Raw genomic sequence first — 24059 nt, 5'->3', positions numbered from 1 at the left:
TAGCCGTTTCAGGCGTATTTTGACAGGATGTAATCCAGGGCTTCCACCACTCCGCGGGTTGTGGGTTCCTTGGCGGTGAATTTGCAAATTTCGCGCACTTTCGGGCTGGCGTTGGCGGGGCATAGGGCATGGTGGACAAAGGATAAAACCGGAATGTCGCCTATGCTGTCACCAATTGCATAAGCCGCGCTTGGGTCTATGGCGTAACGGTTCAGAAGATACGCCGCGCCGGTCTGTTTACTGATCCCTTTGGGGGCGATGTCGATAGCGGAAATCGAATAGGTCCAGATCACGTTGAACCCGTCACATTTGGCCTGATAAGCCTTCATCTGCTCTTCGATCGCCGCGTTTTCGGCCCCGACGATTCCCGGCCCGGTGATGCTGAGGGCGAAATCCTTGCCGGGTTCCAGCACATGTTTGTTACCATCCCCCACAAGCGTTTGCAGATGCTGGCGCAGGCGGGCGATTTCGGTGCGGTCATCAGGGGAGAGCAGGGATATGGCCTCGTCTGTTTCGGGATCAAACACCATTGCGCCGTATTCACAGATAAAGGGGGTGTGCAGGTCCAACACTTGCGCCATTGCCTCGGCATAGGGTTGCGGGCGTCCGGTGCAAAGCGACAGGGTTATACCGTGGCCCTTCAGGGCGCGGATGCGCTGGCGCACTTCGGCCAGTGAGTCCAGATCCAAACCGATGTGCTTGCCGTCATTCAGACAGCCGTCTATGTCGCAGAAAATGATTGCCTTGGGCACAGGGTTATTCCGCGACCAGCCGCATTTCCGAGGGGTCCATCATGATCGATACGCTGTCGCCCATTGCCAGCGGGTTGGCGGTGGTGTTGCTGATCACGAACAACTGCCCCAATTCACCGTCCACGGTATATTGCACCTGATTGCCCAGATAAGCGGCATAGCTGATCACGCCTTCAAACCCCTCGTCCGCCACGCGCGCCTTTAGCCTGATCTGGTGCGGCCGGATCACAATCCTTGCACCGCCCTTGGGCCGGTCAGTATTGGGTACGTTCAGTTTTTGCCCTGCCACCTCGATGTCTGCGGTTTCCCCATTGGCCTGCACCACCTCGCAATCAATCAGGTTCGCGTCGCCAATGAAGTCGGCGATAAAGCTGGAGTTGGGGCGCTCATACAGATCATGCGGCGTGCCTTCTTGTGCGATCTCGGCGTCTTTCATCACGATGATGCGATCCGATACCGCCATCGCTTCTTCCTGATCGTGAGTGACGTAAACAGCCGTCAGGCCCAGATTTTGCTGGATCTGGCGGATTTCCTCGCGCACATGGCGGCGCAGTTTGGCGTCCAGATTGGATAATGGTTCGTCCAGTAACAGAACCTCGGGTTCCAGCACAATCGCGCGGGCCACAGCAACCCGCTGTTGCTGGCCGCCAGACAATTCGGACGGCAGGCGTGGGCCATAACCCTTCAACCCGACCAGTTCCAGCCCCTCTTCGGCCTTTTGATGGGCCTCGCGTTTGGGTACGGATTTCACCGTCAGGCCATAGGCCACGTTATCCAGCACCGACATATGTGGAAACAGTGCGTAGGACTGGAACACCATCGACACCTTGCGATAGGTCGCCGACAGATGCGTCACGTCCTGTCCGCCAATTATGATGCGCCCCTCGGTGGCTGGCTCTAACCCTGCGATCAAACGCAGGGTGGTGGTTTTGCCGCAACCCGAGGGGCCAAGCAAAGTTACCAGCTTGCCCGGCTCGATCATCAGATCCAGCTTTTTCAGCGCGGTAACTACGCCATATTTTTTGACAACGCCGTCGAATTGCACCGACCCTTTGGTAAGATTTGTCATCTGTGGTCTCCGGTAATGTATGTCATATCAGGCCGCCTTTTGCACACGGTTGCTGCGGCGCAGGGTGCGTTGGCCGATGATCAGTTGCAGCAGGATAATTGCGGCCAGCATGGTGACGATCAGCACAGCGGAATAGGCAATCGCGATGCCGAATTCGCCGTTTTCCACCCGCCCGACAATAAAGGCCGTGGCCATATTATGCCGCGCACTGACAAGGAAAATCACCGCGGATACCGAGGTGATTGCCCGCACAAAACTGTAGGTCAGCGCTGCCATGATCGCGGGTCCCATCAGGGGCGCGATAACGCGGCGCACAGTGGTAAAGGAATTGGCGCCAAGGGTGATCGAGGCTTCGTCCAGTGACGCATCCAGTTGCGACATTGCGGCAATCCCGCCGCGCACGCCGACAGGCATGTTGCGGAATACGAAAACGATGATCAGGATGATGCTTGTGCCGGTCAGCTCGATCGGCGGGAAATTGAAGGCCAGAATATAGCTGACCCCGATCACCGTACCGGGAATGGCAAAGGACAGCATGGTGCTGAATTCGAACGCATCCTTGCCAAAAAATTTCTGCCGCACCAGCAAATAGGCCGTGCCCAGCCCGACAATGGCGGTTAAGGGCGCGGCTATACTGGCAATTTGCAGGGTGGTGAAATAGCTGTCCCATGCCACACCTGATAGCCGCCAGCCGTGCGCGGTGTGTTTGATGCCAAAGGCGCGAATATAATGCGCCCATGTGAAGGTGTTGTCATAGCCCCATAGTTTCACAAAGCTGCCAAACACAATCATCGAATAGACAATGGCAGTAAAGGCTGCCCAGGGCAGTGCGGTGGCATAGGCGGCAATTTTAACACCCCGCGACAGGGCGGCGTGTTGGCCGGAATCGGCCTTGCCGGTGACGGTGGCGTAGGATTTCTTTCCAACCCAGGTGCGTTGCAGCAAAAAAGCCCCCAATGTCAGCGATAGCAACGCAATTGCAAGGATCGCCGCTTTGGCAGGGTCCGCCACAGTGCCGACGATGGAAAAATAGATTTCGGTCGACAGAACATTGTACCGTCCCCCGCCCAGCACCAGCGGGTTGCCGAAATCGGCCAGACTTTCGATGAAGGTCAGCAAAAACGCGTTGGCCAACCCGGGCCGCATCAGCGGAAAGGACACATAGCGAAAGGTTTGCCAGGCATTGGCATCCAGCGTCTGGCTGGCCTCTTCCATCGAGGGGCTGATACCTTCGACCACGCCGATCAGCACAAGGAATGCAATCGGGGTAAAGGATAAAACCTGTGCCAAATAGATCCCGCCAAAGCCGTAAATCCAGCGGGTTTTTTCCACCCCGAACAGATTGGCAAACAGCGCTGTTGCGGTGCCCGTGCGCCCGAATAGCAGGATCAGCGCCAGCCCGATCACAAAGGGCGGGGTGATGATCGGGATCACGGTCAGCATCCGCAGCAATGGTTTGGCCTTGAAATCGGTGCGGGTAAAAATCAGCGCAAAGGCCAGCCCCAGCAATACGGATGTCGTGGCGGTCATGATCGCAAGGATCACCGAGTTGATCGCCGGCCCGCAGCTGTGGGTGAATGTCAGGCAGCCCAGCCCCCACAAGTCGGACGAAAAGAAACGGCTTAGAAAGTGGGTAAAGGAAAAGCCGCCGCCCTCGACCCGGAAAGCGTTGATCAGAATATGGGATACCGGAAAGAACACAAACACGCCGACCAGTGAAATGATCAACCCGATCAGCCCCACCACAAAGGCATCGCCACGCGCCTTGCCAGCCGAGGAAAACGCCGTGGTCAGGATGAACAATAAAGAGGCCAGCGTTACCAGCGCACCGGCCCCCATGCCTGCCTGTCCGCCTTCGCCCCCCAGCGCCAAAAATATATCCGTCATGAAACGGGGGCCTGCACGGACAACGGCCAAACCTTGTAAGGCGGTCAAAAACAGTCCGATGGCTGCAATCGCCACCATTAACCGCGCCTTTTTCACAGGCGTTGGCACCAAAGCCAGCACACCACCGATTAATATAAAGGGAACCTCTGTAAATTCCCGTTTTCGCCTTCTTCGCGGCGGGGTGGACGGTTTTTCGCCTGTCCCGCCTGATTGCTTCGGATCATAAACCCATTTTCACCGGTTTCAAGCCGGTTTTGGGTATTTCAGGCACACCTCACCCCATGAACCCTTATCCCGGCGCCGCCAGGCCGCATTCGAACTGGACGAAGCGCTTCATGTTGTAGACCAGGTTCATCATCCCGATGCGAAATCGCGCCCGCTTCAGGCCGATGGAGCGGATCAGCTTGCCGCCCATGGAGCGCTCCTGAAAAGCGAATACATGCTCGACCCGGACCCGCACTTTCGAGCGCCTCCGGTTGGCCTTTTGCTGGCGCTCGCCAAGCGGCTTGCCGCGCCTGCCCTTGTGATGGATATGGCTGTGAAGCCCCCGCTCTTCCAGCTCGCTTTCGATCTTTTGCGAGCGATAGGCGCTGTCGGCCCACAGGTCCGATGAGGTGTTGCTCGCATCAATCAGACCGGCAAGCGCCTGGCTGTCATGCACGGCGGCATCGGTGACATCATAAGCGCGGATGAATTTGTGCCGCCGGTCGACATTGATGTGGTTCTTGTAGCCGTAATAGCTCTTGCCGTGCTTCTTCGTCCAGCGCGCATCCACGTCCTTCTGGCGCTTCTTGTGGGGTTTTTCCTCCCACTCTTCAGGCGTTTCGCCCGCCTTGATTTTCTCGTTCTCGTCCCTTTTGTTGTGCTGGCGCGGCGCCGGAACGATGCTCGCATCAACAATCTGCCCGCCCATCGCCAGATAGCCCTTTTCGCGCAGAAAGGCATCGAACTTGTCAAACAGCTCCTTCATCTTCCCGGCCCCGGCCAGCCTTTCACGGTAGGCCCAGATGGTCTTGGCGTCAGGTACGCTGTCTTCAATGCCAAGGCCGAGAAACCGCATGAACGACAGGCGGTCGCGGATCTGATACTCGATCTGATCGTCAGAGAGGTTGTAGAGCTGCTGCAAAACCATCGTCTTGAATATCAGCACCTCATCCCAAGGCGGGCGGCCAGCGTTGGATTTGCGCTGTTCGGGCGGCGTGCGCCATATGGCCTTCAGCTCGTCCCGGTAATCCTCGAACGGCACCATGTCGTTGAGCAACACCAGCGGATCACCAGATTTGTCCAGTCCCGCGTATCGGCTGGAAAGATCAAAAAATCCCATCTGACCCATGACAAAACCCCGTCGGTCGAATCATTTTCATCCTGATGACGATTCTACCCCGTCAGGCCGGATTTTGGGGGATTTTTAGAGGTTCCCTAAAAGCGATTAGCGGGGCGGCCAGATACAGGCGGCCCTGTCCCAGAACCTGCGCCAAAGCCGACGCATTTTCGCTCGAGAAAATTCCCGTAACCCAGCCAAATGACCAAAAGCCACCGTCGGCCATATGCCACGGCAACAGGCAATATCCGATTGCTCCCACCAAAAGCCAAAGGGCGGCTGTGCGTGTCATTGGGTTGTTCCTTTAGGGCTGAAATGCACTGTCAAAATCGAAAAATTGCGGGGCGCACAGGGAAAACAGGCGCCCCGCAATACGGGCGATTTAATTGCCCGGTTTTACTTCTTTATCCCAACGCGACAGCAAACGTTCGCGGGTATCGGTCGCGCCGTATGTGGCAAAATCATAGTCGATCAGCTTGATCGACTCGACAGCCGGTGCTTCGGGCGGGATGGTCGCGTTTGAATTTGACGGGATGTTGAACACGCCAACTTGTGGCCCGGCGGACTGGGCTTCGGCGCTCAGCACGAAATTGACCCACTGTTTGGCCTCGTCAAGGTTTTTGGCACCCTCGATGATCGAAACGCCGCCAACTTCGTATCCGGTGCCTTCACAAGGCGATACGATTTTCAGCGGGAAACCGGCGCGGGCCAGCTTGACCATATCGTGTTCAAAGCCGATGGAAATACCGGTTTCACCACGCGCCACCGCCTTGGACGGGGCCGAACCGGATTTGGTATAACTGTTCACATTTGCACCGATTTCTTTCAGCAGACGGAACGCGTCGTCTTCGCCGAAAATCTGCACGATGGTGGCCAGTTCGGTGTATGCCGTACCCGAGGAATTCGGGTTCGCCACCTGAATTTCACCCTTGTATTGCGGGTCGGTCAGGTCTTTCCAGCAGGCTGGTGGCTTAATGCCCTTTTCTTTCAGAATATCCTCGTTATAGGCAACGCCCAGCACACCCAGATGGATGCCGATGGTGCGCCCACCCGAAATTTCAGCCAGATTTTGCGCCCAGCCCAGCAATTCGGAAGTGTCCGCGCCAGATGGCTGGGTTAGCCCTTCGGCAGCCGCGATCAGATGCGGATCCCCCGTGCCGCCCCACCAGACGTCGATTTTCGGATTGCCCGCTTCGGCGCGCACCTGTGCCAGCGTTTCACCGGTGGATTTGCGCACCATTGCAACGGAAATGCCGGTTTTGTCCTCGAAATTTCCGGCCATCAGATCGCACCAGTCTTGCTCGTTGCTGCAAACCACGTTCAGTTCACCTGCAAATGCACCACCGGCCGACAATGCGGCGGATAGGGCTAATGCGCTAATTAGGGTCGTTTTTTTCATGATATTCTCCCAAGTATATTGATCTGGAAAACGGTAGCGACTCTGTATTGGGTGCTCCGCGATCATGCCGAGATTAGCAGGCAAAATGCTGGCTGGCAGGCGTCTATGTTAACAATGCAAGACCTCTGCATAACATCGGGATTCCCCCGGGTTGGCCGTTTTGGTAAGCTAGCCGGGAAATCTCTGGGGTGAATAGATGGACCTTTTCCTGCACGAAGCGGCGGCACGGATCGGCGCGGATGACGTTCTGTCGAAGATCGACGCGCTGATGGATTGGAACTCGTTTTTGCCGATCCTGCGGCGCGGTCTGGGGCGCTCGGGGATCGGGCCTCAGGGCTATGATCCGCTGGTTCTGTTCAAGTGTCTTCTGGTTGGCCAGTGGCACGGGCTGAGCGACCCGAAGCTGGAGCGGGCCTTGAAGGTGCGGCTGGATTTCATGCTGTTCTGCGGGCTCGATCTGCACGCGTCGGTGCCGGATGAGACGACCCACTGCCGGTTCCGCAATGCGCTGGTCCGGGGTGGCGTTTACGATGAGCTGCTGGCCGAGGTCTGCCGCCAGATCGAGGCGCATGGGCTGAAGCTGAAAGAGGCTGAGGCGGCGATCATTGATGCGACCCTGATCGCGGCGGCGGCGCGCCCGCGCACCCATATCGACGCCCCGCAGGACCGGGCAGAGGACGGGGCAAGGGAAGGGACGCCGGATGATCCGCCCGAGGTCTCACCCGACGGGGCACAGCTGCATTTCAGCGCCGACCCTGATGCCCGCTGGGTCAAGAAGGGCCGCAAGAGCACGCTCGGCTACAAGGGCTTTGCCCGCTGCGACGAAGAGGGCTTTATCGACAAGGTGCACACCACGCCCGCCAATGCCGCCGAAAGCCCCGAATTCGCCACCATGATCGCGGGCGCAAAGGCGCAGCGGGTGCTGGCCGACAAGGCCTATGCGAGCAAGGCCAACCGCCAGATGCTGCGCGGCAAATACCGCGACGGCATCCTGCGCAAGGCAGCGCGCGGCCGCCCCCTGCGGCAATCGGAGAAACGCTTCAACCGGCTGATTTCGAAACGCCGCTTCCGCATCGAGCAGACTTTCGGCACGATGAAACGCCTCTTCGGCCTGCAGCGGGCGAGATATTTCGGGCGCGCCAGGGTGCATGCCCAGATGGTCATGGCCGCCATCGCGCAAAACCTGCTCAAGGCCGCAAACAGGATCACCCTCAACCCGCAAACCCCCGCAATCGCATAGCCCCAAACCCCGCCACCCGTCTGTCCGCCGGACCCGCAGGGGCGCAAGGTGGGCGGCCGAAATCTTGCTTCAACCGAAAGCCATGGCCTCATGCAGAGGTCTTAATGCTACAGTTGATCGGGAATGATGTTAACAAAGTTACAAACCATGGAATTGCCCTACGCAAGCCCGCCGCTTGAAAATAAATAGGATTTCTAGGGGTATTCTGTGCAACACTGGGGCATAATTCAGGGAACAAAGAAACGGTTCGCTATGAATAGGGAAAACACAATTAGCAAACTTGCTAAGATCGCCATCATTGACGATAATCCGGCCGTGCGTCTGGCGCTGGAATCCCTGTTGCAGGAAAACGGGTTTGAGCCGCTACCGATGCAGGGTAGCCGTGATTTTTTTGCTCTCGGGGATCATCCCGATGTTGATCTGGCCCTGATTGACCTGCGCCTGAATGGTGAATCCGGGCTGTCGCTGGCCATCCATATCCGCGAACATCTGGACCTGCCGATTGTTATGCTGACAGGTGTCGGGGACGAGGTGGACAAGATTGTCGGCCTTGAGGCCGGTGCCGATGACTACCTGATGAAACCGTTTAACCCGCGCGAATTGCTGGCCCGCATCCGCGCCGTTTTGCGCCGTTATGGCAAGGGGCAGCCAAACGGCGGCCCGTCCGTGCCCGCCGATCACGATACAATCAGGTTTGGCGACAAGCTGCTGGATCGCACACGGCGTGAACTGTTTGACAACACGGGGGCGGAAATCCCGCTGACCAATGGCGAATACCGCCTGCTTGAGGTGTTCCTGAGCAAACCCGACGAAATTATTCCGCGCGAGGAATTGCTGGAACAACTGGGCAGTGATCTGTCGCATTATGTGGACCGTACGATTGATGTGCTGATCCTGCGCCTTCGCCGCAAAATTGAATCTGTGCCCTCAAAGCCGGTCCACCTGCAAACCCGCCGTGGTCTAGGCTATATTTTCGTGCGCGATCCGCAAGGGGCGCTGCGAAATTCCGGCACCTGATGCGCGGGTTTTTCAATCCCTATATCCGCCAGCGCCTGTGGATTGCGCTGGCGCTTTTGGCGGGGTAGTGTCGCGAGTTTGGTGGAAATTCGAGGACGGCGTAATCTCCGGGTGCATCGAAGCCACCCAACCGGCGGCTGGAACCGCCAAGGAGATCACGCCATGACAAAGAATACAGCAACATCGACATCCGCGCTACTGGCCAATGAAGCAGGCTATGACCCGATTGAAGACCGGCTGCGCCAGAACATCCGCGCGACGATCGAGGCGGTTTTCGAAGAGGAGCTGGAGCAGTTTCTGGGCCGTTGCCGGTATGGCCGCAGCGGCGGGGCAAAGGCCGGATACCGCCACGGGCATCGCGAGCGGCAACTGGTCGGAACATTTGGAACCGAAACGGTGCGCGTGCCGCGTGCGCGGATCACAGGCGAGGCCGGCAAGGCCAGAGAATGGCGCTCGAAGGCATTGCCCCGCTACCAGCGGCTGACGAAGAAGGCCGAGGCGCTGATCGCTGCTGTCTACCTTTCGGGCACCAACACACGGCGGGTAAAACGCGCCCTGTTCGGCCTGTTTCAGGGGGCGGTCAGCAAGGATGTGGTGAGCCGCGCCTGGCGCAAGGTGAAGGTGGACTGGCAGGCGTGGTGCGCCCGCAGCCTTGCGGATGAAGACATCGTGCGGCTGATCCTGGACGGCACCGTGATCAAAACGCGGATTGACAGGAAGGCCACCAATATCTCGGTTCTGGCCGCGATTGGCGTGCGCCGGGATGGGCAGAAGGTCTTGTTATCACTGATGAACATGGGCGGCGAAAGCACCTCCGCCTGGCGTCAGTTCATCAACGATCTGGATGCGCGCGGGTTGAAACGGCCCGAATTTGTCATCGTGGACGGGGCACCGGGACTTGAGGTCGCTCTCATTGCCCTCTGGGGTGAAGATCTGCCGATCCAGAGGTGCACGGTGCACAAGCACCGCAACCTTCTGGCCAAGGCACCCAAGCGTATGCATGATGAGTTGACAGAAGATTACCGCGACATGATCTACGCCAAAACACCCGAGGAAATCGCCACCCGCCGCAAGGCATTTCTGCGAAAATGGCGGCTGAAATGCAAGGCCGTCGCTGACAGCTTGGAAGAAGCAGGAGATAAGCTTTTCACCTTCACGCGTCTGCCACAAGGCCAGTGGAAATCGGCCAGAACGACAAATGCGATCGAACGCCTGAACGAGGAATTCCGCCGCCGCATCAAGACCCAGACCGTGCTGCCATGCGCCGAGACCGTGCCGATGCTGCTTTGGGCTCTGATGGCCTCGGGGCAGATCGTCATGCGAAAGGTCGATGGCTGGGAAACGCTCGCTCAGCCCGTCGCCGACGCAACCCTTGACCAAGCCGCCTGACCGGCGCATAACTCAACCCGCTCGGAGGTGCCTGAAATCAATTTCCACCACTTTCGAGACACAACCTTTGGCGGCTTCAACCATTTTTGTCGGCGGGATCGCGTGGTATGCGCTGGACCGTGCCGGCACGCGGATGGAACGGCTGCACAGCGAAACTCTGACACAGGTCGCCCGTGCGCTGAACCTGTCGAAACAATCCTCGGACATTGCCACATCTGCCCCGTTCCTGCTGAACCTGAAATCCCATTATCTGATTGAACGCGAAGGGGGCGTGTTATTGACCACGCTGGAACCTGTGCTGACGGCATGGCCCTCGGTCGAGGCCCGCGCACAATCCCCCATCGACACCTACGAGGTGGAGATCGCCGCGATTGTCCAGAAGATGAAAAGCGCCATCACCGATTTGGTTGCAGCGGCAGAAAAGCTGAATGTCGAACAGGATGCCACTCTGGCCCTGAACGCCCGCCTTGCCCGCCTTGAGGCTGCCTATTACCGACTGTCTACCGACGAGGACCGCGATAGCGCCGAGCGCCGGATTTGGTTGGCCCTGCAAGGCATGGCGAACGAGCTGGTCGGCGCGGGGCATGCGCAAAACCTGCCGGGTGTCGGCGAACACCAGCGGAATTTTCAGAAGATGGGGCGTGATTTCAACGCCACAAACGCAATGGACATCCAGACGGACGCCTACCGGACGTTGGTCGAGATATCTTCGGGCGAGCAGGGCTTGTTCCAGGTCCGCCGCCGCGAGCTTTCGCATAGGCTGGAAAGCCAGAACGCGCTGTTTCGCATCCGCTATAACGCCAGTGCGATCAGTGATCTGGCCGCCAAATTTGCCCGCAACGCCGAGGATTTCCTGTCCGAGGAGCGCCACAAAACTGCCGTTTCTATCGATTTTGCCAAAGCCGTGATTCTGGTTGCGGGCCTTGCCAGTGTCACCATTGCACTATTGGCGGCCATATTTGTCTCGGGTTATGTGACCGGCAATATCAAGGCGATTTCCGATGCAATGTTGCGATTGGCCGAGGGGGATCGCAGCACCGAATTGCGCCGCAAACCTGTGGCGGATGACGAAATCGGCAAGCTGCACCATTCCTTTCGTGTGTTTCGCGCCAATGCCTTGCGGCTGGACCGCTCGAACAGGCAGTTACATCAAAAAAACGCGCTGTTTGAAAAGATGTTCGCGAATATTTCCGAGGGCATTGCAATTACCAGCGACAGCGGCCATTTGACGGCCACAAACCCGAATTTCGCCAGTGTGTTGAGAATTGATCCCGCATTGCTGAAGGGCAAACCCTCAATCAACGAGGTGATGCAGCATAGCGATTTTGCAGATCAGGCTGTGGTGGCCGGTATCCGTGCAGGATTTCGGGGGTTTACCGAATTGCAGAACGATGCGGGGCAGACTCTCGAGGTGCGTTGTAGTCGCTTGCCGGATGGCGGTGGCATCTGGCTGTTTTCCGACGCGACCGAGCGGCGGCAAATGGACAACCGGCTGCGCCAGATTCAGCATATCGAAAGTCTGGGCAAGGTAACCGGCGAGGTGGCGCATGATTTTGGCAATGTGTTGTCGACCATCACCGCCAACATCCACCTGCTGGAAACCGGCAGCAAGAAAACCGCGCGTAAAACCCTATTGCAACGCATGGAAAACGCAGCGGAACTGGGCATGTCCCTGACCCAGCGCCTGCTTGCCTTTGCCCGCAAGCAACGTCTGAAACCCGAGGTGGTCGAGTTGAACGAACTGGTTGACGGGTTGACCGATCTGGTCGGCATCGGGCTTAAGGACGGGGTGAACCTGACCGCTGAACTGGCTGACGAAAAACTGCCGGTGCGGGTTGACCCCGGCCAATTGGAAAGCGCTATCCTGAACCTTTGCCTGAATGCCAGTCAGGCAATCGAAGGGCAGGGGGAAATTCATATTACGGTGGCGAAATCCGGCGAAGAAACGGCGATAATCGAGGTGGCCGACAACGGCTGTGGCATGGATGAAAGTGTGCTTTCGCGATCATTGGAGCCGTTCTTTACCGCCCGTAAGGACGGGCAGGGGACGGGGCTGGGCCTGTCGATGGTATACGGCTTTATCAAACAGACCGGTGGCGATATCCGGATTGATAGCACGCCTGGCAAAGGCACCCGCGTGCGTTTGGTGCTGCCGCTACAGGTTGTTAGCAAGGCTGCTGAAACTGTGCCCGTTTCCGGTCGGGCACTGGTGGTCGAGGATGATCCCGCAGAACTGCAATTTGCCACCGGTCTGATGCAGAATTTGGGGTATGACGTGGTTCGGGCGGCCAGTTTCGCCGAGGCCGAATCTGCCCTTAAATCCAATCCCGATTTTGACGTGGTTCTGACCGATCTACATCTGGATCAGGGCCGCTCTGGCTGGTCTGTCGTTGAATATTGCCTTGAGAATACGAATAGCCGCATCATTGTGGCATCGGGTCGGCTGCCCCAAACGCATCCCTATTCCAACCGGCAAGAGCCGCGTGTGACCTGCCTTGAAAAGCCCCTGATGGCAGAGGTTCTGGCACAGGCGCTTGCTGCAAAGCCAACCGCCTTTGCAGCCGCCGGTGCCTGACAATATCGGTTATCCCGCACGAACAGCCTCAAGGTGCCCGTCAAACCCGCCGCTTTGCATCAAGGTCTTGCAGCGCTCAAATCGTTCAACAGAATAGGCCCAGAAATCTTCGGCAGGATTTCCATCAGCGTGCTGGATCAGCCCCACCAAGATTTACGAAGTGGCCTCGCAGGTGGTTGCAGCGGGCGAGCCTTTGAAAGTGATTGATGAAAACGGGTATTTCGTTGGGGCGATTGACGCACAGCGGGTGATTGACGTGCTGGTCCGGAACGGGGTCTGATATGGCACAGCTCTCCACCAAATCCATAATCTGGCTGGGGCTGTTTGCCCTGACGTGGCTGTTGGCCACCTTCGGCCAAGGCTGGCTGGAAGCGGCAGGTCTGGGCTGGGCCATGCAATACCCCGATGCGTGGGTGATCCAGTTAAAAGACAGCATTTCGGCGGCAATGAAATGGCTGGTCGAGGAGGCATCCTTCGGCCTATTCACCTTTACCGATCTGACCCGCGGCATCAGCTGGGTGATCGAGCAGCCCTATAATCTGGCCCGCGCCCTGCTGGCCGAAGGATTTGTCGAAGGGCATGGTCGCCGTGCAGTGCAATTGGTGCCGCCCTTTAGCTGGATCGCGGTCACTGCAGGAGTGGTGGCACTGGGCCATTACGCGCGTGACTGGGTGCTGGCCGCTATCGTTGGTGCGGCGTTCCTGTATCTGGCGGTGTTCGGGCAATGGGAAAGCGCGATGGTGACGCTGGCCTCGGTGGTGATCGCGGTGCCGATCGGCGTTGCGGGCGGGCTGTTGCTGGGCATCACGGCCTATCGTCACCCTTCGTTTGAACGCCTGCTGAAACCCGTTCTGGACCTGATGCAAACCATCCCGATTTTTGCCTATCTGGTGCCGATCCTGTTTATGTTCGGCTTTGGCCCCGTTTCGGCGCTGGTCGCCACCGTGATCTATGCCATGCCGCCAATGGTGCGGATCACCACCATGGCGCTGCATGCGGTTGATCCCGAGATCAGGGATTTCGGCGTGATGTCCGGTTGCACACGGCGGCAGATGACATGGCGGGTGCTGGTGCCCTCGGCACGGGCCAGCCTGATGTTGGGGGTTAATCAGGTGATCATGCTGTCGCTGAACATGGTGATCATCGCCAGCATGATCGGGGCGGGGGGGCTGGGCTTTGATGTGCTTGCGTCCTTGCGCCGTCTGGATATCGGCGGCGGGTTTGAAGCGGGCATCGCGATAGTCATTCTGGCGGTGGCGATTGACCGGCTGAGCCAGGCATTCGCCACCCGCGCCACCACCTTTACCCCGCCACCCAAAGGCGACACATGGATCAAACGCCACCCGCGCAGTATGATCGTTCTGGTAATCCTGCTGGTCTCATACGGGGTCGGCGTGATCCTGCCTGCCGTGCAGACCTATCCCGACGCCGCCACCCTGACCACCGGCAAGTTCTGGGACAACGGGGTGAAATATCTGAACGTCAATTTCTATGACCAGTTCGAGGCGGTGAAACTGTTCTTCCTGCAAGGTTTCATGTTACCGGTAAAACGGTTCTTCCTTGGCATCCCGTGGGTCTGGGCCATTGTGATGGTCACCACCATTGGCTGGACCTTTGGCGGCTGGAAACTGGCCCTAATGAACCTGCTGATGGCGGGGTTCATCGTGACCACCGGTATGTGGGAAAAGGCGATGATTACGGTTTACCTGTGTGGATCATCCGTAGTGATTGCCAGCATCATCGGTATCCCGCTGGGGGTTCTGGCGGCAGTGAATGAACGGGCCGGGCGCATCATCGGTGTGCTGATCGATACGCTGCAAACCCTGCCCAGTTTCGTCTATCTGATCCCCGTGGTGATGCTGTTTCGCATCGGCGATTTTACCGCGATGGTCGCCATTGTCCTATACGCAGTGGTGCCCGCCGTGCGTTATGCGGCGCATGGCGTGCGTTCGGTCAGTCCGGAACTGATCGAGGCGGGCGTGGTCTCGGGCTGTACCAAACGTCAGTTGCTGACCCGTATCCGTTTGCCGCTGGTTTTGCCGGAAATCCTGCTCGGCCTTAATCAGACGATCATGCTGGCCCTGTCGATGCTGGTGATCACCGCGCTGGTGGGCACACGCGACTTGGGCCAAGAGGTCTATATCGCCCTGACCAAAGCCGATACGGGGCGCGGGTTGGTGGCCGGTTTTGCCATTGCATTTATCGCGATAATTGCCGACAGGGTGATCAACGCGTCGGCCAGATCGGCGCGGATCAGATATGGACTGGAGGGGGCCAATGGATAAAGAAACCGCCCTGAAACGCATCAAATCCCTGCCGATCTGGCAAGGGGACATCAGCACCGCGCCTTTGGGGGGTGGACGCACCAATCTGAACTTTACCGTCAGGGACGAAACCGCCCGCTATGTGGTGCGTTTTGGCGATGACATCCCCGAACATCAACTGCTGCGCTTTAACGAGTTGGCCGCATCCCGCGCTGCCCATGCCGCCGGTCTGTCGCCTGCCGTTGTCCATGTCGAGGACGGGCTGACCGTGATTGACTATATCGACGCCAAAACGCTGGACGAGCCCGACGTGGCCGACCCCGACATGCTGGCCCGCATTATCCCGTTGCTGCACCGCTGCCATCACGACATTCCGAAATATTTCCGCGGTCCCGCGCTGATATTCTGGGTGTTCCATGTGGTCCGCGATTACACCGCCACCCTGCGCGGTGGCAACAGCAACTACACCGCGCAACTGGATGATTATCTTGCCATTTCCGAAAAGTTGGAGGCCGCCGTTGGCCCCGTCGAAATCGTCTTTGGTCACAACGACCTGATGGCGGCGAATTTTCTGGATGACGGCAAACGCCTGTGGCTGATCGACTGGGATTACGCCGGTTTCAACTCGCCGCTGTTCGATCTGGGCGGGTTGGCCAGCAACAATTCCCTGAACGAGGGGCAAGAGGCCACCATGCTGGATCTCTACTATGAGGGACAGGTCACTGACGATCTGCTGCACCGCTATCATGCGATGAAATGTGCCTCGCTTCTTCGGGAATGCATGTGGAGCATGGTTTCCGAACTGACCTCGACCCTCGACATTGATTACGCCGCCTATACCGCTGAAAACCTTACCCGTTTCCAGCGCGCCTACGACACTTACAAGCAAAGCTGAGACCCCTATGAAAACCCTGCCCAAATCCTCGCGTGTTGTCATTATTGGTGGTGGTATCGTCGGCTGTTCCACGGCCTACCATCTGGCCAAACTGGGGGTCGAGGTGGTTTTGCTGGAACGCCAAAAACTGACATCGGGCACCACGTTTCATGCCGCCGGTCTGGTCGGGCAGTTGCGCAGCAATGCCAATATCACCCAACTGCTGGGCTATTCGGTGGACCTGTATAACACCATCGAGGATGAAACGGGGCTGGGCACGGGTTGGAAGATGAACGGCGGCTTGCGGCTGGCCTGTAATCAGGAACGCTGGACCGAGGTCAAAAGGCAGGCCACAACCGCCCGATCCTTTGGCTTGCAGATGGACCTGCTGACCCCGAAAGAGGCGCAAGACCTGTGGCCGCTGATGAACGTGGATGATGTGGTCGGCGCTGCCTTCATGCCGACGGACGGGCAGGCCAATCCTTCGGATATCACTCAGGCGCTGGCCAAGGGTGCGCGCATGAACGGGGCGCAGATCTATGAGGATTGCAAGGTGGCGGACCTTGAAATTGACAAGGGCCGTATCCGCGCGGTGATCACCGATCAGGGGCGCGTTGAATGTGAATCCGTGGTGCTGTGTGCGGGGCAGTGGAGCCGCACCTTTGCCGCCCGTTTCGGCGTTAACATCCCGCTGGTCAGCATGGAGCATCAATATATGGTGACCGAACCGATCAAAGGGATGCCCAAAAACCTGCCCACCCTGCGCGATCCCGACCGGCTGACCTATTACAAGGAAGAGGTCGGCGGGCTGGTGATGGGCGGCTACGAGCCAAACCCCATTCCCTGGGCGGTGGATGGCATTCCCAAGGGGTTCCACTATACGCTGCTGGACAGCAACTTTGACCATTTCGAACCATTGATGGAACTGGCACTGGGCCGTGTGCCTGCTCTGGAAACGGCGGGGGTCAGGACGCTAACGAATGGGCCGGAAAGCTTCACGCCGGATGGCAATTTCATCATTGGCGAAGCGCCCGAGCTGCGCAATTTCTTTGTCGGCGCTGGGTTCAACGCCTTTGGCATTGCCGCGGGTGGCGGGGCTGGCATGGCGCTGGCCGAATGGGTGAAAAACGGCGAGCCACCCTTTGATCTGTGGTCCGCCGACATCCGCCGCTTTGGCCGCCCGCATTTTGACACCGACTGGGTGCGCACCCGAACGGTGGAAGCCTACGGCAAGCATTACACGATGGCCTGGCCTTACGAAGAACATTCCTCGGGCCGCCCCTGCCGCAAGTCACCGCTTTATGAGGTGCTAAAGGATCAGGGCGCCTGTTTTGGTGAAAAGCTGGGCTGGGAGCGGCCGAACTGGTTTGCCGGCGCGGGCGAAACCCCGCAGGATGTCTACAGCTTTGGCCGCCAGAACTGGTTTGACGCGGTGGGGCGCGAGCATAAGGCCTGTCGCGAGGCCGCGGCGCTGTTTGACCAGACATCCTTCGCCAAATTCGCGCTGAAGGGGCCGGATGCGCTGGCCGCGCTGAACTGGATTTGCGCCAACAATGTCGACAAACCCGTCGGTGCGCTGACCTATACCCAGATGCTGAACGATCACGGCGGGATCGAATGTGATCTGACCATTGCGCGGATCTCGCAGGATGAGTTCTACATCGTCACCGGCACCGGCTTTGCCACCCATGATTTCGACTGGATTTCCCGAAATATTCCAGACGGGATGAATTGCCAACTGTTCGACATTACGTCCTCTAACGCCGTGCTGTCTCTGATGGGCCCTCGTGCGCGCGACATCCTGCAATCGGTCACCCGTGCGGACGTGTCAAACGCAGGCTTCCCCTTTGGCACCACCAAAACCATCGGCATTGCCGGTTGCCCTGTTCTGGCGCTGCGGGTGACCTATGTGGGCGAACTGGGGTGGGAACTCCACCTGCCGGTCGAATACGCCACCACGGTTTACGCAGCCCTGATGCAGGCGGGCGCGCAGCACGGGCTGAAAAACGCCGGTTACCGCGCGATTGAGAGCCTGCGGCTGGAAAAAGGCTATCGTGCGTGGGGGGCTGACATTGGCCCTGACCATACCCCGCATGAATCCGGCCTTGGCTGGGCTGTGAAACTGAAGGGCAACACCCCGTTCAAGGGCCGCGAGGCCGCACAGGCGCAGGCCGACAGTGGGGTGAAAAAGATGATGGCCTGTTTTACTTGCGATCCCGATGTGGTGCTACTGGGCCGCGAAACCATTTACCGCAACGGAGAACGGGTGGGCTGGCTGACCTCGGGCGGCTTTGGCTATACCGTCGATAAATCAATCGGTTACGGCTATATCCGCAACCCGGACGGGGTAACGCGCGATTATATCATGGAGGGCAGTTATGAACTGGAAGTCGCCACCGACCGCGTGCCCTGCACGGTTCACATGACCCCGTTGTATGATGCGAAAATGGAGCGGATCAAGGGCTGATGAAACCATCTTTGATTATCGGGTATCCATCTGCATGGTGTCGTGTGGGGTCGGGGTGAATCGCTGAATTGCATTCTCGAATGCGAGCCTAGGCTGCTATTGGTATTCCTCCATAGGGTGTCCAGTTTGAATGTTATGTTATATGTCCGTCGTCAAATAAAATGGGACATCAGTAAGCAACTTCCGCGCAATCCATATGCCACAGTATCAACCACCGGCATCGGCGGTGGAATGATCAGGCCTTCTTTGCTTGATAGTCATATAGGCGAATGAACAGACCATCTTCTTTCGGCTCACCTTCGAGAATCCTGATACCATAGCCTGCAATTATCCTAAAAAATTCAATTGAGTATTTTTTGTTTCTAATCTTGGAAAAACCCATAATAACAGGGCACTGATAATTGACATCTGATTTTCCAAAAGTATGGAAAACCCAATGCAAGTTATCAAATTTCTGCACCAATAAATCGCCTATATACATGTTGATATCTATTGCCAGCGACAACTCCAAAGGACCCAGCTTTTCGTGCCCGACAATTTCCGAGCAAACGCCAAAATCATTCAGAACCGGAAGGAAGTCTCTTCCCTCCAACACTGGATAACCACACTCATTCACAAAGTCCTTCAACCCCTTGATACGTTCGGGAATCGACTCAATAAACCAGTTGTACGCAGCCCTAGCTTCTTTCCGCTCCGCAAGATGGCACGGCTTATTCAGTTTTGGGCGAAAAACTTCATATTCACTCATCAGTCAATGATCCTAATTTCAAACAGATATTTCCCATTCTTATAGTTTCCGCCTGTAGAACTACGTTGTCATTATCAGTTTTATGGTCGGGCGGGTGTAATTGGTGTTGGCGAAAAGACCTCATGAGGCATTGTGTAAGTCAATGTGTTCCAGCCAGCCCCATCCACCCTTAATCCCTCAACCGCGCCCGCAATACCCGCAGCATATTCTCGCCCGCGACCTTGCGGATTTGCGCTTCGGTCAGACCCGCCCGCAGCATTGCATCGGTCAGGGCTGCCAGTTCGGACGTGTCGAACGTTGTCTTGACCGACCCGTCGAAATCGGACCCCAGTGAAACTGCATCCTCGCCCACCACTCCAATCGCCGCCTTGATGGATTTTGCCACCCCGTCTGGGCTGTTATCACAGGTCACTTCCTGCCAATACCCCATGCCGATCACCCCGCCCGTGGCGGCGATGCGTTTCATCAGGGCGTCAGGGATATTGCGCTTGGTGTCGCAATTTGATTTGATCCCGCTATGGGACAGCACAACCGGAATATCCACCATATCCAGCACATCCTTGACCACCTGCGTGCTGGAATGGGCCACATCCAGCACCAGCCCGCGTTTGGCCACTTCGGCCACCACTTGGCGCCCGAAATCGGTCAGCCCGTTGTTTTCGCGGCTGTGCAGCGTGCCGCCCAGCTCGTTATCAAAGAAATGCTGCAAGGCGATCAGCCGGTAACCCGCCGCTTCCAGCTTGTCCAGATTTTCGATTTTGCCTTCCAGTGGATGCCCGCCTTCGATCCCCAGAATACCACCGACAATCTTTTCCCCTGCCGCGCGGCGCTTGAGCACCTCTTCCAGATCGCTGCGGGTGCGGATGATCTTCAGGTTGTCCGGCCCCGCGGCTTCGAACGCCTTCAGCTTTTCGGCCTGATAAATTGCCCGCTCATAAATACTGGACCATGTGCGCGTTGGCCACAGCTGGAAAAACGCAATCAGCTTGATGTTGTCAAAGGCATCCGGATCATTGTGTTCGTAATTCAGCCCCTTTGGGCTTTTCGTCACCGCCGTGAATACCTGTATCGCCACGTTGCCATCCTGAAGGCGCGGGATGTCCACCTGCCCGTAGCTGCCCCGTTTGGTCAGATCGCGGTTCCACAACAGCGGGTCGGCGTGCCAGTCGCCGATTACCATGCTGTCATGCAGCGCGCGGGCGGCATCGGACACGGGGTAGGGATCATGCGGGGCCACCGCATTGCGGCCCTTTTCCACATAGCCGGGTAAAAAGATGAAGGTGGCAATCAGGGCAACAGCCCCCAGTAGCAAAAGTCGTCCCAGCCATTTTCCGAATGTGCGCATGGTATTCTCCCTTAGTATTTGCCGTGAAAGTAGTAGAAATGCCGTTGTTGACCAAGGGAAAAGGACCGTGAGCTATTTCAAGCGGTTGCAGGTCATCGGACCGGCTCCACCTTCTGACATGAGTACCATCCTGTCATTGTCGAATTCCACGATTTCACTGCGGCTGGTTTTGTTGGATAGGCTGACGGCCCCGCCACCCTTTGCTGTAAGGGTTGCGCGCGAGTGTTGTATCAGCATCGAAATGGTCCTGTCGCTAAGGTCCCATTTTCCAGACATGGTGCCACGCATGCCTTTTGAGTCGGGGGAATCTGTGAACCGCATCTCGAATTTGATCTTGAACCGTCCGTTATCGCGATAGGTTATCTGGCTTGTCTGGCTGGTTCCATCGCGGCCTTCATGACATGACCACTGGCCAACCAGATCACTTTGCGAGGCTTCGGCAACGGCCAAATTCGTCCCGCACAGCAGCATGGAAATAGTTACTAATATACGCTTCATTATATGCTCCAAATTGTCGGTGTCTTCTGCCTGACAGGGGTATAGAGGAAAGTCGGGTATATCCAGCGTTGATATTTGGCGTGCAAAACCGCTAGGCTCAAGGTGATACTGAACAGATCAGGAGCAAGCACATGGCCGGCGGATGGGCGCGCGATGGCGCGGTGGAAGAACAGATCGAGGCGTCCATATCGGACGAACTGGCCCGCATGAAGGCCCGCAAATCGCCGGTCGGGGAAAGCCTGACCCATTGCGCGGAATGCGAAGAACCGATCCCCGAAGCCCGGCGGGCGGCACTGCCTGGTGTGAAGCTGTGTATCGACTGTATGCAGGAACGCGACGCGGCTTATAAGCCAAGGCCTGGGATAAACCGGCGGGGAAGCAAGGACAGTCAGTTACGGTGAGGGGAAAATCCACCTTATTCTTCATCGTATGGCAGTCCCCGATGCTTGGCATCATCGTTATCAAAGCCATCTTTCAGCGCCCCCATCTTCTTTTGATAAAGCATTCGGATTTCTAAAGCCTCTATAATATTTAGAAGACCTCTGCATAACATCGGGATTCCCCCGGGTTGGCCGTTTTGGTAAGCTAGCCGGGAAATCTCTGGGGTGAATAGATGGACCTTTTCCTGCACGAAGCGGCGGCACGGATCGGCGCGGATGACGTTCTGTCGAAGATCGACGCGCTGATGGATTGGAACTCGTTTTTGCCGATCCTGCGGCGCGGTCTGGGGCGCTCGGGGATCGGGCCTCAGGGCTATGATCCGCTTGTTCTGTTCAAGTGTCTTCTGGTTGGCCAGTGGCACGGGCTGAGCGACCCGAAGCTGGAGCGGGCCTTGAAGGTGCGGCTGGATTTCATGCTGTTCTGCGGGCTCGATCTGCACGCGTCGGTGCCGGATGAGACGACCCACTGCCGGTTCCGCAATGCGCTGGTCCGGGGTGGCGTTTACGATGAGCTGCTGGCCGAGGTCTGCCGCCAGATCGAGGCGCATGGGCTGAAGCTGAAAGAGGCTGAGGCGGCGATCATTGATGCGACCCTGATCGCGGCGGCGGCGCGCCCGCGCACCCATATCGACGCCCCGCAGGACCGGGCAGAGGACGGGGCAAGGGAAGGGACGCCGGATGATCCGCCCGAGGTCTCACCCGACGGGGCACAGCTGCATTTCAGCGCCGACCCTGATGCCCGCTGGGTCAAGAAGGGCCGCAAGAGCACGCTCGGCTACAAGGGCTTTGCCCGCTGCGACGAAGAGGGCTTTATCGACAAGGTGCACACCACGCCCGCCAATGCCGCCGAAAGCCCCGAATTCGCCACCATGATCGCGGGCGCAAAGGCGCAGCGGGTGCTGGCCGACAAGGCCTATGCGAGCAAGGCCAACCGCCAGATGCTGCGCGGCAAATACCGCGACGGCATCCTGCGCAAGGCAGCGCGCGGCCGCCCCCTGCGGCAATCGGAGAAACGCTTCAACCGGCTGATTTCGAAACGCCGCTTCCGCATCGAGCAGACTTTCGGCACGATGAAACGCCTCTTCGGCCTGCAGCGGGCGAGATATTTCGGGCGCGCCAGGGTGCATGCCCAGATGGTCATGGCCGCCATCGCGCAAAACCTGCTCAAGGCCGCAAACAGGATCACCCTCAACCCGCAAACCCCCGCAATCGCATAGCCCCAAACCCCGCCACCCGTCTGTCCGCCGGACCCGCAGGGGCGCAAGGTGGGCGGCCGAAATCTTGCTTCAACCGAAAGCCATGGCCTCATGCAGAGGTCTTTTTAGGGGCATTCTAACTATGAACTGTAATCCATCGGTAGTATAGGCAGATTGGTATGCATTAGGTAAGAGGTGGTCCCACTTTTTTGACCAGTCAGCAGCCAGTTTAAGATGGATCAGGGTTTCATTTAGGCTGCCAAACTCATTGGTTTTGTTTTTCTGTCATAGGCTTCATCCGGGGTCAATATTCCGTGGGTGGAATGCGGGCGCTCGGTGTTGTAGTAAGCCAACCATTTCCCGATCCCGGCGCGGGTCTGCGAACCCGTTTCAAATGCATTGAGGTAAATGCATTCGTATTTCAAGGATCGCCAAAGCCGCTCGATCATCCGGTTATCGACCCAGCGACCTTTGCCATCCATCGAGATTTTCACGTCGGCTTCTTTCAGCGCCTGCGTCCATTCAAACCCGGTGAACTGGCTGCCCTGGTCGCTGTTCATGATATCGGGCTTGCCGTATTTGGCCATAGCCTCTTTCAGGGCTTCAACGCAAAAATCTGCCTCCATGCTGTTTGACAATCTCCAGCTCAAAACCTTGCGGCTGTGCCAGTCCATGATCGCGACCAAATAGAGGAACCCGCGCTGCATCGGAATGTAGGTGATATCTACGCACCACACATGGTTTGGACGATCAATCGTCAGGTCTCGCAGCAGATACGGGTAGATCTTATGCTGCGGATGTTTCTTGCTCGTGTTGGGCGTCTGGTAGATCGGAACCAACCGCATCAGCCGCATCAAACGGCGGACCCTGTGGCGACCACACTTGTAACCTTGGCGCTGCATGTGCCGGGCCATTTGCCGTGATCCATACCACGGCGTCTGCAAGAATTGCTTGTCGATTATTGTCATGAACCGCAAATTTTCAGCACTTTCGCCTTTTGGCTGGTAATACAGGTTCGAGCGCGCCAGAGAAAGTAGCCCGCATTGTCGTCGCACACTCAGATCATGCTCACGGCTCACCATTTTTTGCCTCGCTTCCCGAGCAACTGTTGCGAGGCGTTGGCTAAAAAATCCCGTTCCACGACCAGCTGACCAATCTTGGAGTGCAGCTTCTCAATCTGGGCTTCATCAACCCGATCAGGATCACGGCCCCGTCTGGAAAATGCCGTGGCCATGTTTTCAATCGCTGCTCGTTTCCATGTGCCAATCTGGGTTGGATGCACACCATACTTCTTCGACAGCTCCGCCATCGTCATTTCCTCGCGGATTGCTTCAAGCGCAACGCGGGCTTTGAATTCGGGAGAATGGTTCTTTCGTTTCGTCATTTTGAATCGTCTTTCTCATAAGTCGATCCACCTTAACAACTGGTCCGAATTTCCGCGACCACCTCTGAGTCGCCTGAGCCACTACAAGCAAGACCGTCTTACGGAGCATTTTGTTTCGGGATCGACAGCACGAACAGCAGCCAGTTTGTGTGGTGTAAACCGCAAGACCGCAGCGTTTTATTTTCTACGCCTGC

General features: G+C 57.5%; 18 protein-coding genes and 1 pseudogene. 10 read left to right on the top strand and 9 right to left on the bottom strand.

From position 1 onward, the window contains the following. Positions 1–8: 8 nt before the first annotated feature. From ACQY4M_RS02080 to ACQY4M_RS02060, 5 genes are all read right to left on the bottom strand, one after another. Entirely contained in the window at positions 9–752 is a 744-nt protein-coding gene (locus tag ACQY4M_RS02080; RefSeq protein ID WP_428540195.1) for an HAD family hydrolase, read from the bottom strand. A 4-nt stretch (positions 753–756) separates the two neighbouring features. Then, the gene (locus tag ACQY4M_RS02075) at positions 757–1821 is read right to left on the bottom strand and encodes an ABC transporter ATP-binding protein (protein WP_428540192.1); all 1065 of its coding nucleotides are present in this window, start codon (positions 1819–1821) and stop codon (positions 757–759) included. Positions 1822–1848: 27 nt separating this feature from the next. Beyond that, the gene (locus tag ACQY4M_RS02070) at positions 1849–3708 is read right to left on the bottom strand and encodes an ABC transporter permease (RefSeq protein WP_428540189.1); all 1860 of its coding nucleotides are present in this window, start codon (positions 3706–3708) and stop codon (positions 1849–1851) included. A gap of 289 nt (positions 3709–3997) precedes the next feature. Next, positions 3998–5041, bottom strand: a complete 1044-nt coding sequence (locus ACQY4M_RS02065; RefSeq protein WP_428539227.1) for an IS5 family transposase — start codon at positions 5039–5041, stop codon at positions 3998–4000. A gap of 370 nt (positions 5042–5411) precedes the next feature. Further along, entirely contained in the window at positions 5412–6428 is a 1017-nt protein-coding gene (locus tag ACQY4M_RS02060; RefSeq protein ID WP_428540186.1) for an ABC transporter substrate-binding protein, read from the bottom strand. Between the two features lie 196 nt (positions 6429–6624). Here ACQY4M_RS02060 and ACQY4M_RS02055 point away from each other — a divergent pair, with 196 nt between their 5' ends. From ACQY4M_RS02055 to ACQY4M_RS02025, 7 genes are all read left to right on the top strand, one after another. After that, on the top strand, positions 6625–7668 hold the full coding sequence (locus ACQY4M_RS02055) for an IS5 family transposase (protein ID WP_428539221.1): 1044 nt from the start codon (positions 6625–6627) through the stop codon (positions 7666–7668). Positions 7669–7920: 252 nt separating this feature from the next. After that, entirely contained in the window at positions 7921–8685 is a 765-nt protein-coding gene (locus tag ACQY4M_RS02050) for a response regulator (protein WP_428540183.1), read from the top strand. A gap of 162 nt (positions 8686–8847) precedes the next feature. Continuing rightward, positions 8848–10074 carry an IS256 family transposase gene (locus ACQY4M_RS02045; RefSeq protein WP_428539582.1) on the top strand — a complete coding sequence of 409 codons (1227 nt, stop codon included), beginning with the start codon at positions 8848–8850 and terminating at the stop codon, positions 10072–10074. A 67-nt stretch (positions 10075–10141) separates the two neighbouring features. Beyond that, positions 10142–12649, top strand: a complete 2508-nt coding sequence (locus ACQY4M_RS02040) for an ATP-binding protein (RefSeq protein ID WP_428540180.1) — start codon at positions 10142–10144, stop codon at positions 12647–12649. A gap of 281 nt (positions 12650–12930) precedes the next feature. After that, positions 12931–14934, top strand: coding sequence for an ABC transporter permease (locus tag ACQY4M_RS02035; protein ID WP_428540177.1), 2004 nt, complete (start codon positions 12931–12933; stop codon positions 14932–14934). Next, positions 14927–15808, top strand: a complete 882-nt coding sequence (locus tag ACQY4M_RS02030) for a phosphotransferase (protein ID WP_428540174.1) — start codon at positions 14927–14929, stop codon at positions 15806–15808. The genes ACQY4M_RS02035 and ACQY4M_RS02030 overlap by 8 nt, the downstream gene beginning before the upstream one ends. Before the next feature lie 7 nt (positions 15809–15815). Beyond that, on the top strand, positions 15816–18254 hold the full coding sequence (locus ACQY4M_RS02025; RefSeq protein ID WP_428540171.1) for a GcvT family protein: 2439 nt from the start codon (positions 15816–15818) through the stop codon (positions 18252–18254). A gap of 235 nt (positions 18255–18489) precedes the next feature. Here the strand turns inward: ACQY4M_RS02025 and ACQY4M_RS02020 are convergent, their stop codons facing one another. The 3 genes from ACQY4M_RS02020 to ACQY4M_RS02010 all read right to left on the bottom strand — a co-directional run bounded on the left by ACQY4M_RS02020 (position 18490) and on the right by ACQY4M_RS02010 (position 20845). After that, complete coding sequence (locus ACQY4M_RS02020) at positions 18490–19002, bottom strand: hypothetical protein (RefSeq protein WP_428540168.1); 513 nt, start codon at positions 19000–19002, stop codon at positions 18490–18492. A 169-nt stretch (positions 19003–19171) separates the two neighbouring features. Then, entirely contained in the window at positions 19172–20347 is a 1176-nt protein-coding gene (locus ACQY4M_RS02015; protein WP_428540165.1) for a dipeptidase, read from the bottom strand. Positions 20348–20419: 72 nt separating this feature from the next. Continuing rightward, positions 20420–20845, bottom strand: a complete 426-nt coding sequence (locus tag ACQY4M_RS02010) for a hypothetical protein (RefSeq protein WP_428540162.1) — start codon at positions 20843–20845, stop codon at positions 20420–20422. Positions 20846–20976: 131 nt separating this feature from the next. Here ACQY4M_RS02010 and ACQY4M_RS02005 point away from each other — a divergent pair, with 131 nt between their 5' ends. Beyond that, positions 20977–21246: a DksA/TraR family C4-type zinc finger protein gene (locus ACQY4M_RS02005; protein WP_428540159.1), complete on the top strand. Its 270-nt coding sequence runs from the start codon at positions 20977–20979 to the stop codon at positions 21244–21246. Between the two features lie 212 nt (positions 21247–21458). Beyond that, positions 21459–22502, top strand: coding sequence for an IS5 family transposase (locus ACQY4M_RS02000; RefSeq protein WP_428539221.1), 1044 nt, complete (start codon positions 21459–21461; stop codon positions 22500–22502). 230 nt (positions 22503–22732) lie between these two features. On the opposite strand, the gene ACQY4M_RS01995 is transcribed toward ACQY4M_RS02000, so the two are convergent. Continuing rightward, a protein-coding gene (locus ACQY4M_RS01995; RefSeq protein WP_428539245.1) for an IS3 family transposase occupies positions 22733–23865 on the bottom strand; the annotation gives its coding sequence in 2 pieces (ribosomal slippage) (positions 22733–23613 and positions 23613–23865; 1134 coding nt in all). A gap of 64 nt (positions 23866–23929) precedes the next feature. Here ACQY4M_RS01995 and ACQY4M_RS01990 point away from each other — a divergent pair. Further along, a pseudogene (locus ACQY4M_RS01990) lies at positions 23930–24059 on the top strand (IS1595 family transposase); the annotation flags it as partial.

This window comes from Profundibacter sp., from assembly GCF_965277155.1.
Taxonomy (GTDB): domain Bacteria; phylum Pseudomonadota; class Alphaproteobacteria; order Rhodobacterales; family Rhodobacteraceae; genus Profundibacter.
Note: the sequence above shows the minus strand (reverse complement) of the source record. Positions and strands in the feature narration are given on the sequence as shown.

Coding starts and splice junctions, on each gene's coding strand:
- ACQY4M_RS02075 (WP_428540192.1), bottom strand. CDS start 1,821: ATGACAAATCTTACCAAAGGGTCGGTGCAATTCGACGGCGTTGTCAAA.
- ACQY4M_RS02070 (WP_428540189.1), bottom strand. CDS start 3,708: ATGACGGATATATTTTTGGCGCTGGGGGGCGAAGGCGGACAGGCAGGC.
- ACQY4M_RS02065 (WP_428539227.1), bottom strand. CDS start 5,041: ATGGGTCAGATGGGATTTTTTGATCTTTCCAGCCGATACGCGGGACTG.
- ACQY4M_RS02060 (WP_428540186.1), bottom strand. CDS start 6,428: ATGAAAAAAACGACCCTAATTAGCGCATTAGCCCTATCCGCCGCATTG.
- ACQY4M_RS02055 (WP_428539221.1), top strand. CDS start 6,625: ATGGACCTTTTCCTGCACGAAGCGGCGGCACGGATCGGCGCGGATGAC.
- ACQY4M_RS02050 (WP_428540183.1), top strand. CDS start 7,921: ATGAATAGGGAAAACACAATTAGCAAACTTGCTAAGATCGCCATCATT.
- ACQY4M_RS02045 (WP_428539582.1), top strand. CDS start 8,848: ATGACAAAGAATACAGCAACATCGACATCCGCGCTACTGGCCAATGAA.
- ACQY4M_RS02035 (WP_428540177.1), top strand. CDS start 12,931: ATGGCACAGCTCTCCACCAAATCCATAATCTGGCTGGGGCTGTTTGCC.
- ACQY4M_RS02030 (WP_428540174.1), top strand. CDS start 14,927: ATGGATAAAGAAACCGCCCTGAAACGCATCAAATCCCTGCCGATCTGG.
- ACQY4M_RS02025 (WP_428540171.1), top strand. CDS start 15,816: ATGAAAACCCTGCCCAAATCCTCGCGTGTTGTCATTATTGGTGGTGGT.
- ACQY4M_RS02020 (WP_428540168.1), bottom strand. CDS start 19,002: ATGAGTGAATATGAAGTTTTTCGCCCAAAACTGAATAAGCCGTGCCAT.
- ACQY4M_RS02015 (WP_428540165.1), bottom strand. CDS start 20,347: ATGCGCACATTCGGAAAATGGCTGGGACGACTTTTGCTACTGGGGGCT.
- ACQY4M_RS02010 (WP_428540162.1), bottom strand. CDS start 20,845: ATGAAGCGTATATTAGTAACTATTTCCATGCTGCTGTGCGGGACGAAT.
- ACQY4M_RS02005 (WP_428540159.1), top strand. CDS start 20,977: ATGGCCGGCGGATGGGCGCGCGATGGCGCGGTGGAAGAACAGATCGAG.
- ACQY4M_RS02000 (WP_428539221.1), top strand. CDS start 21,459: ATGGACCTTTTCCTGCACGAAGCGGCGGCACGGATCGGCGCGGATGAC.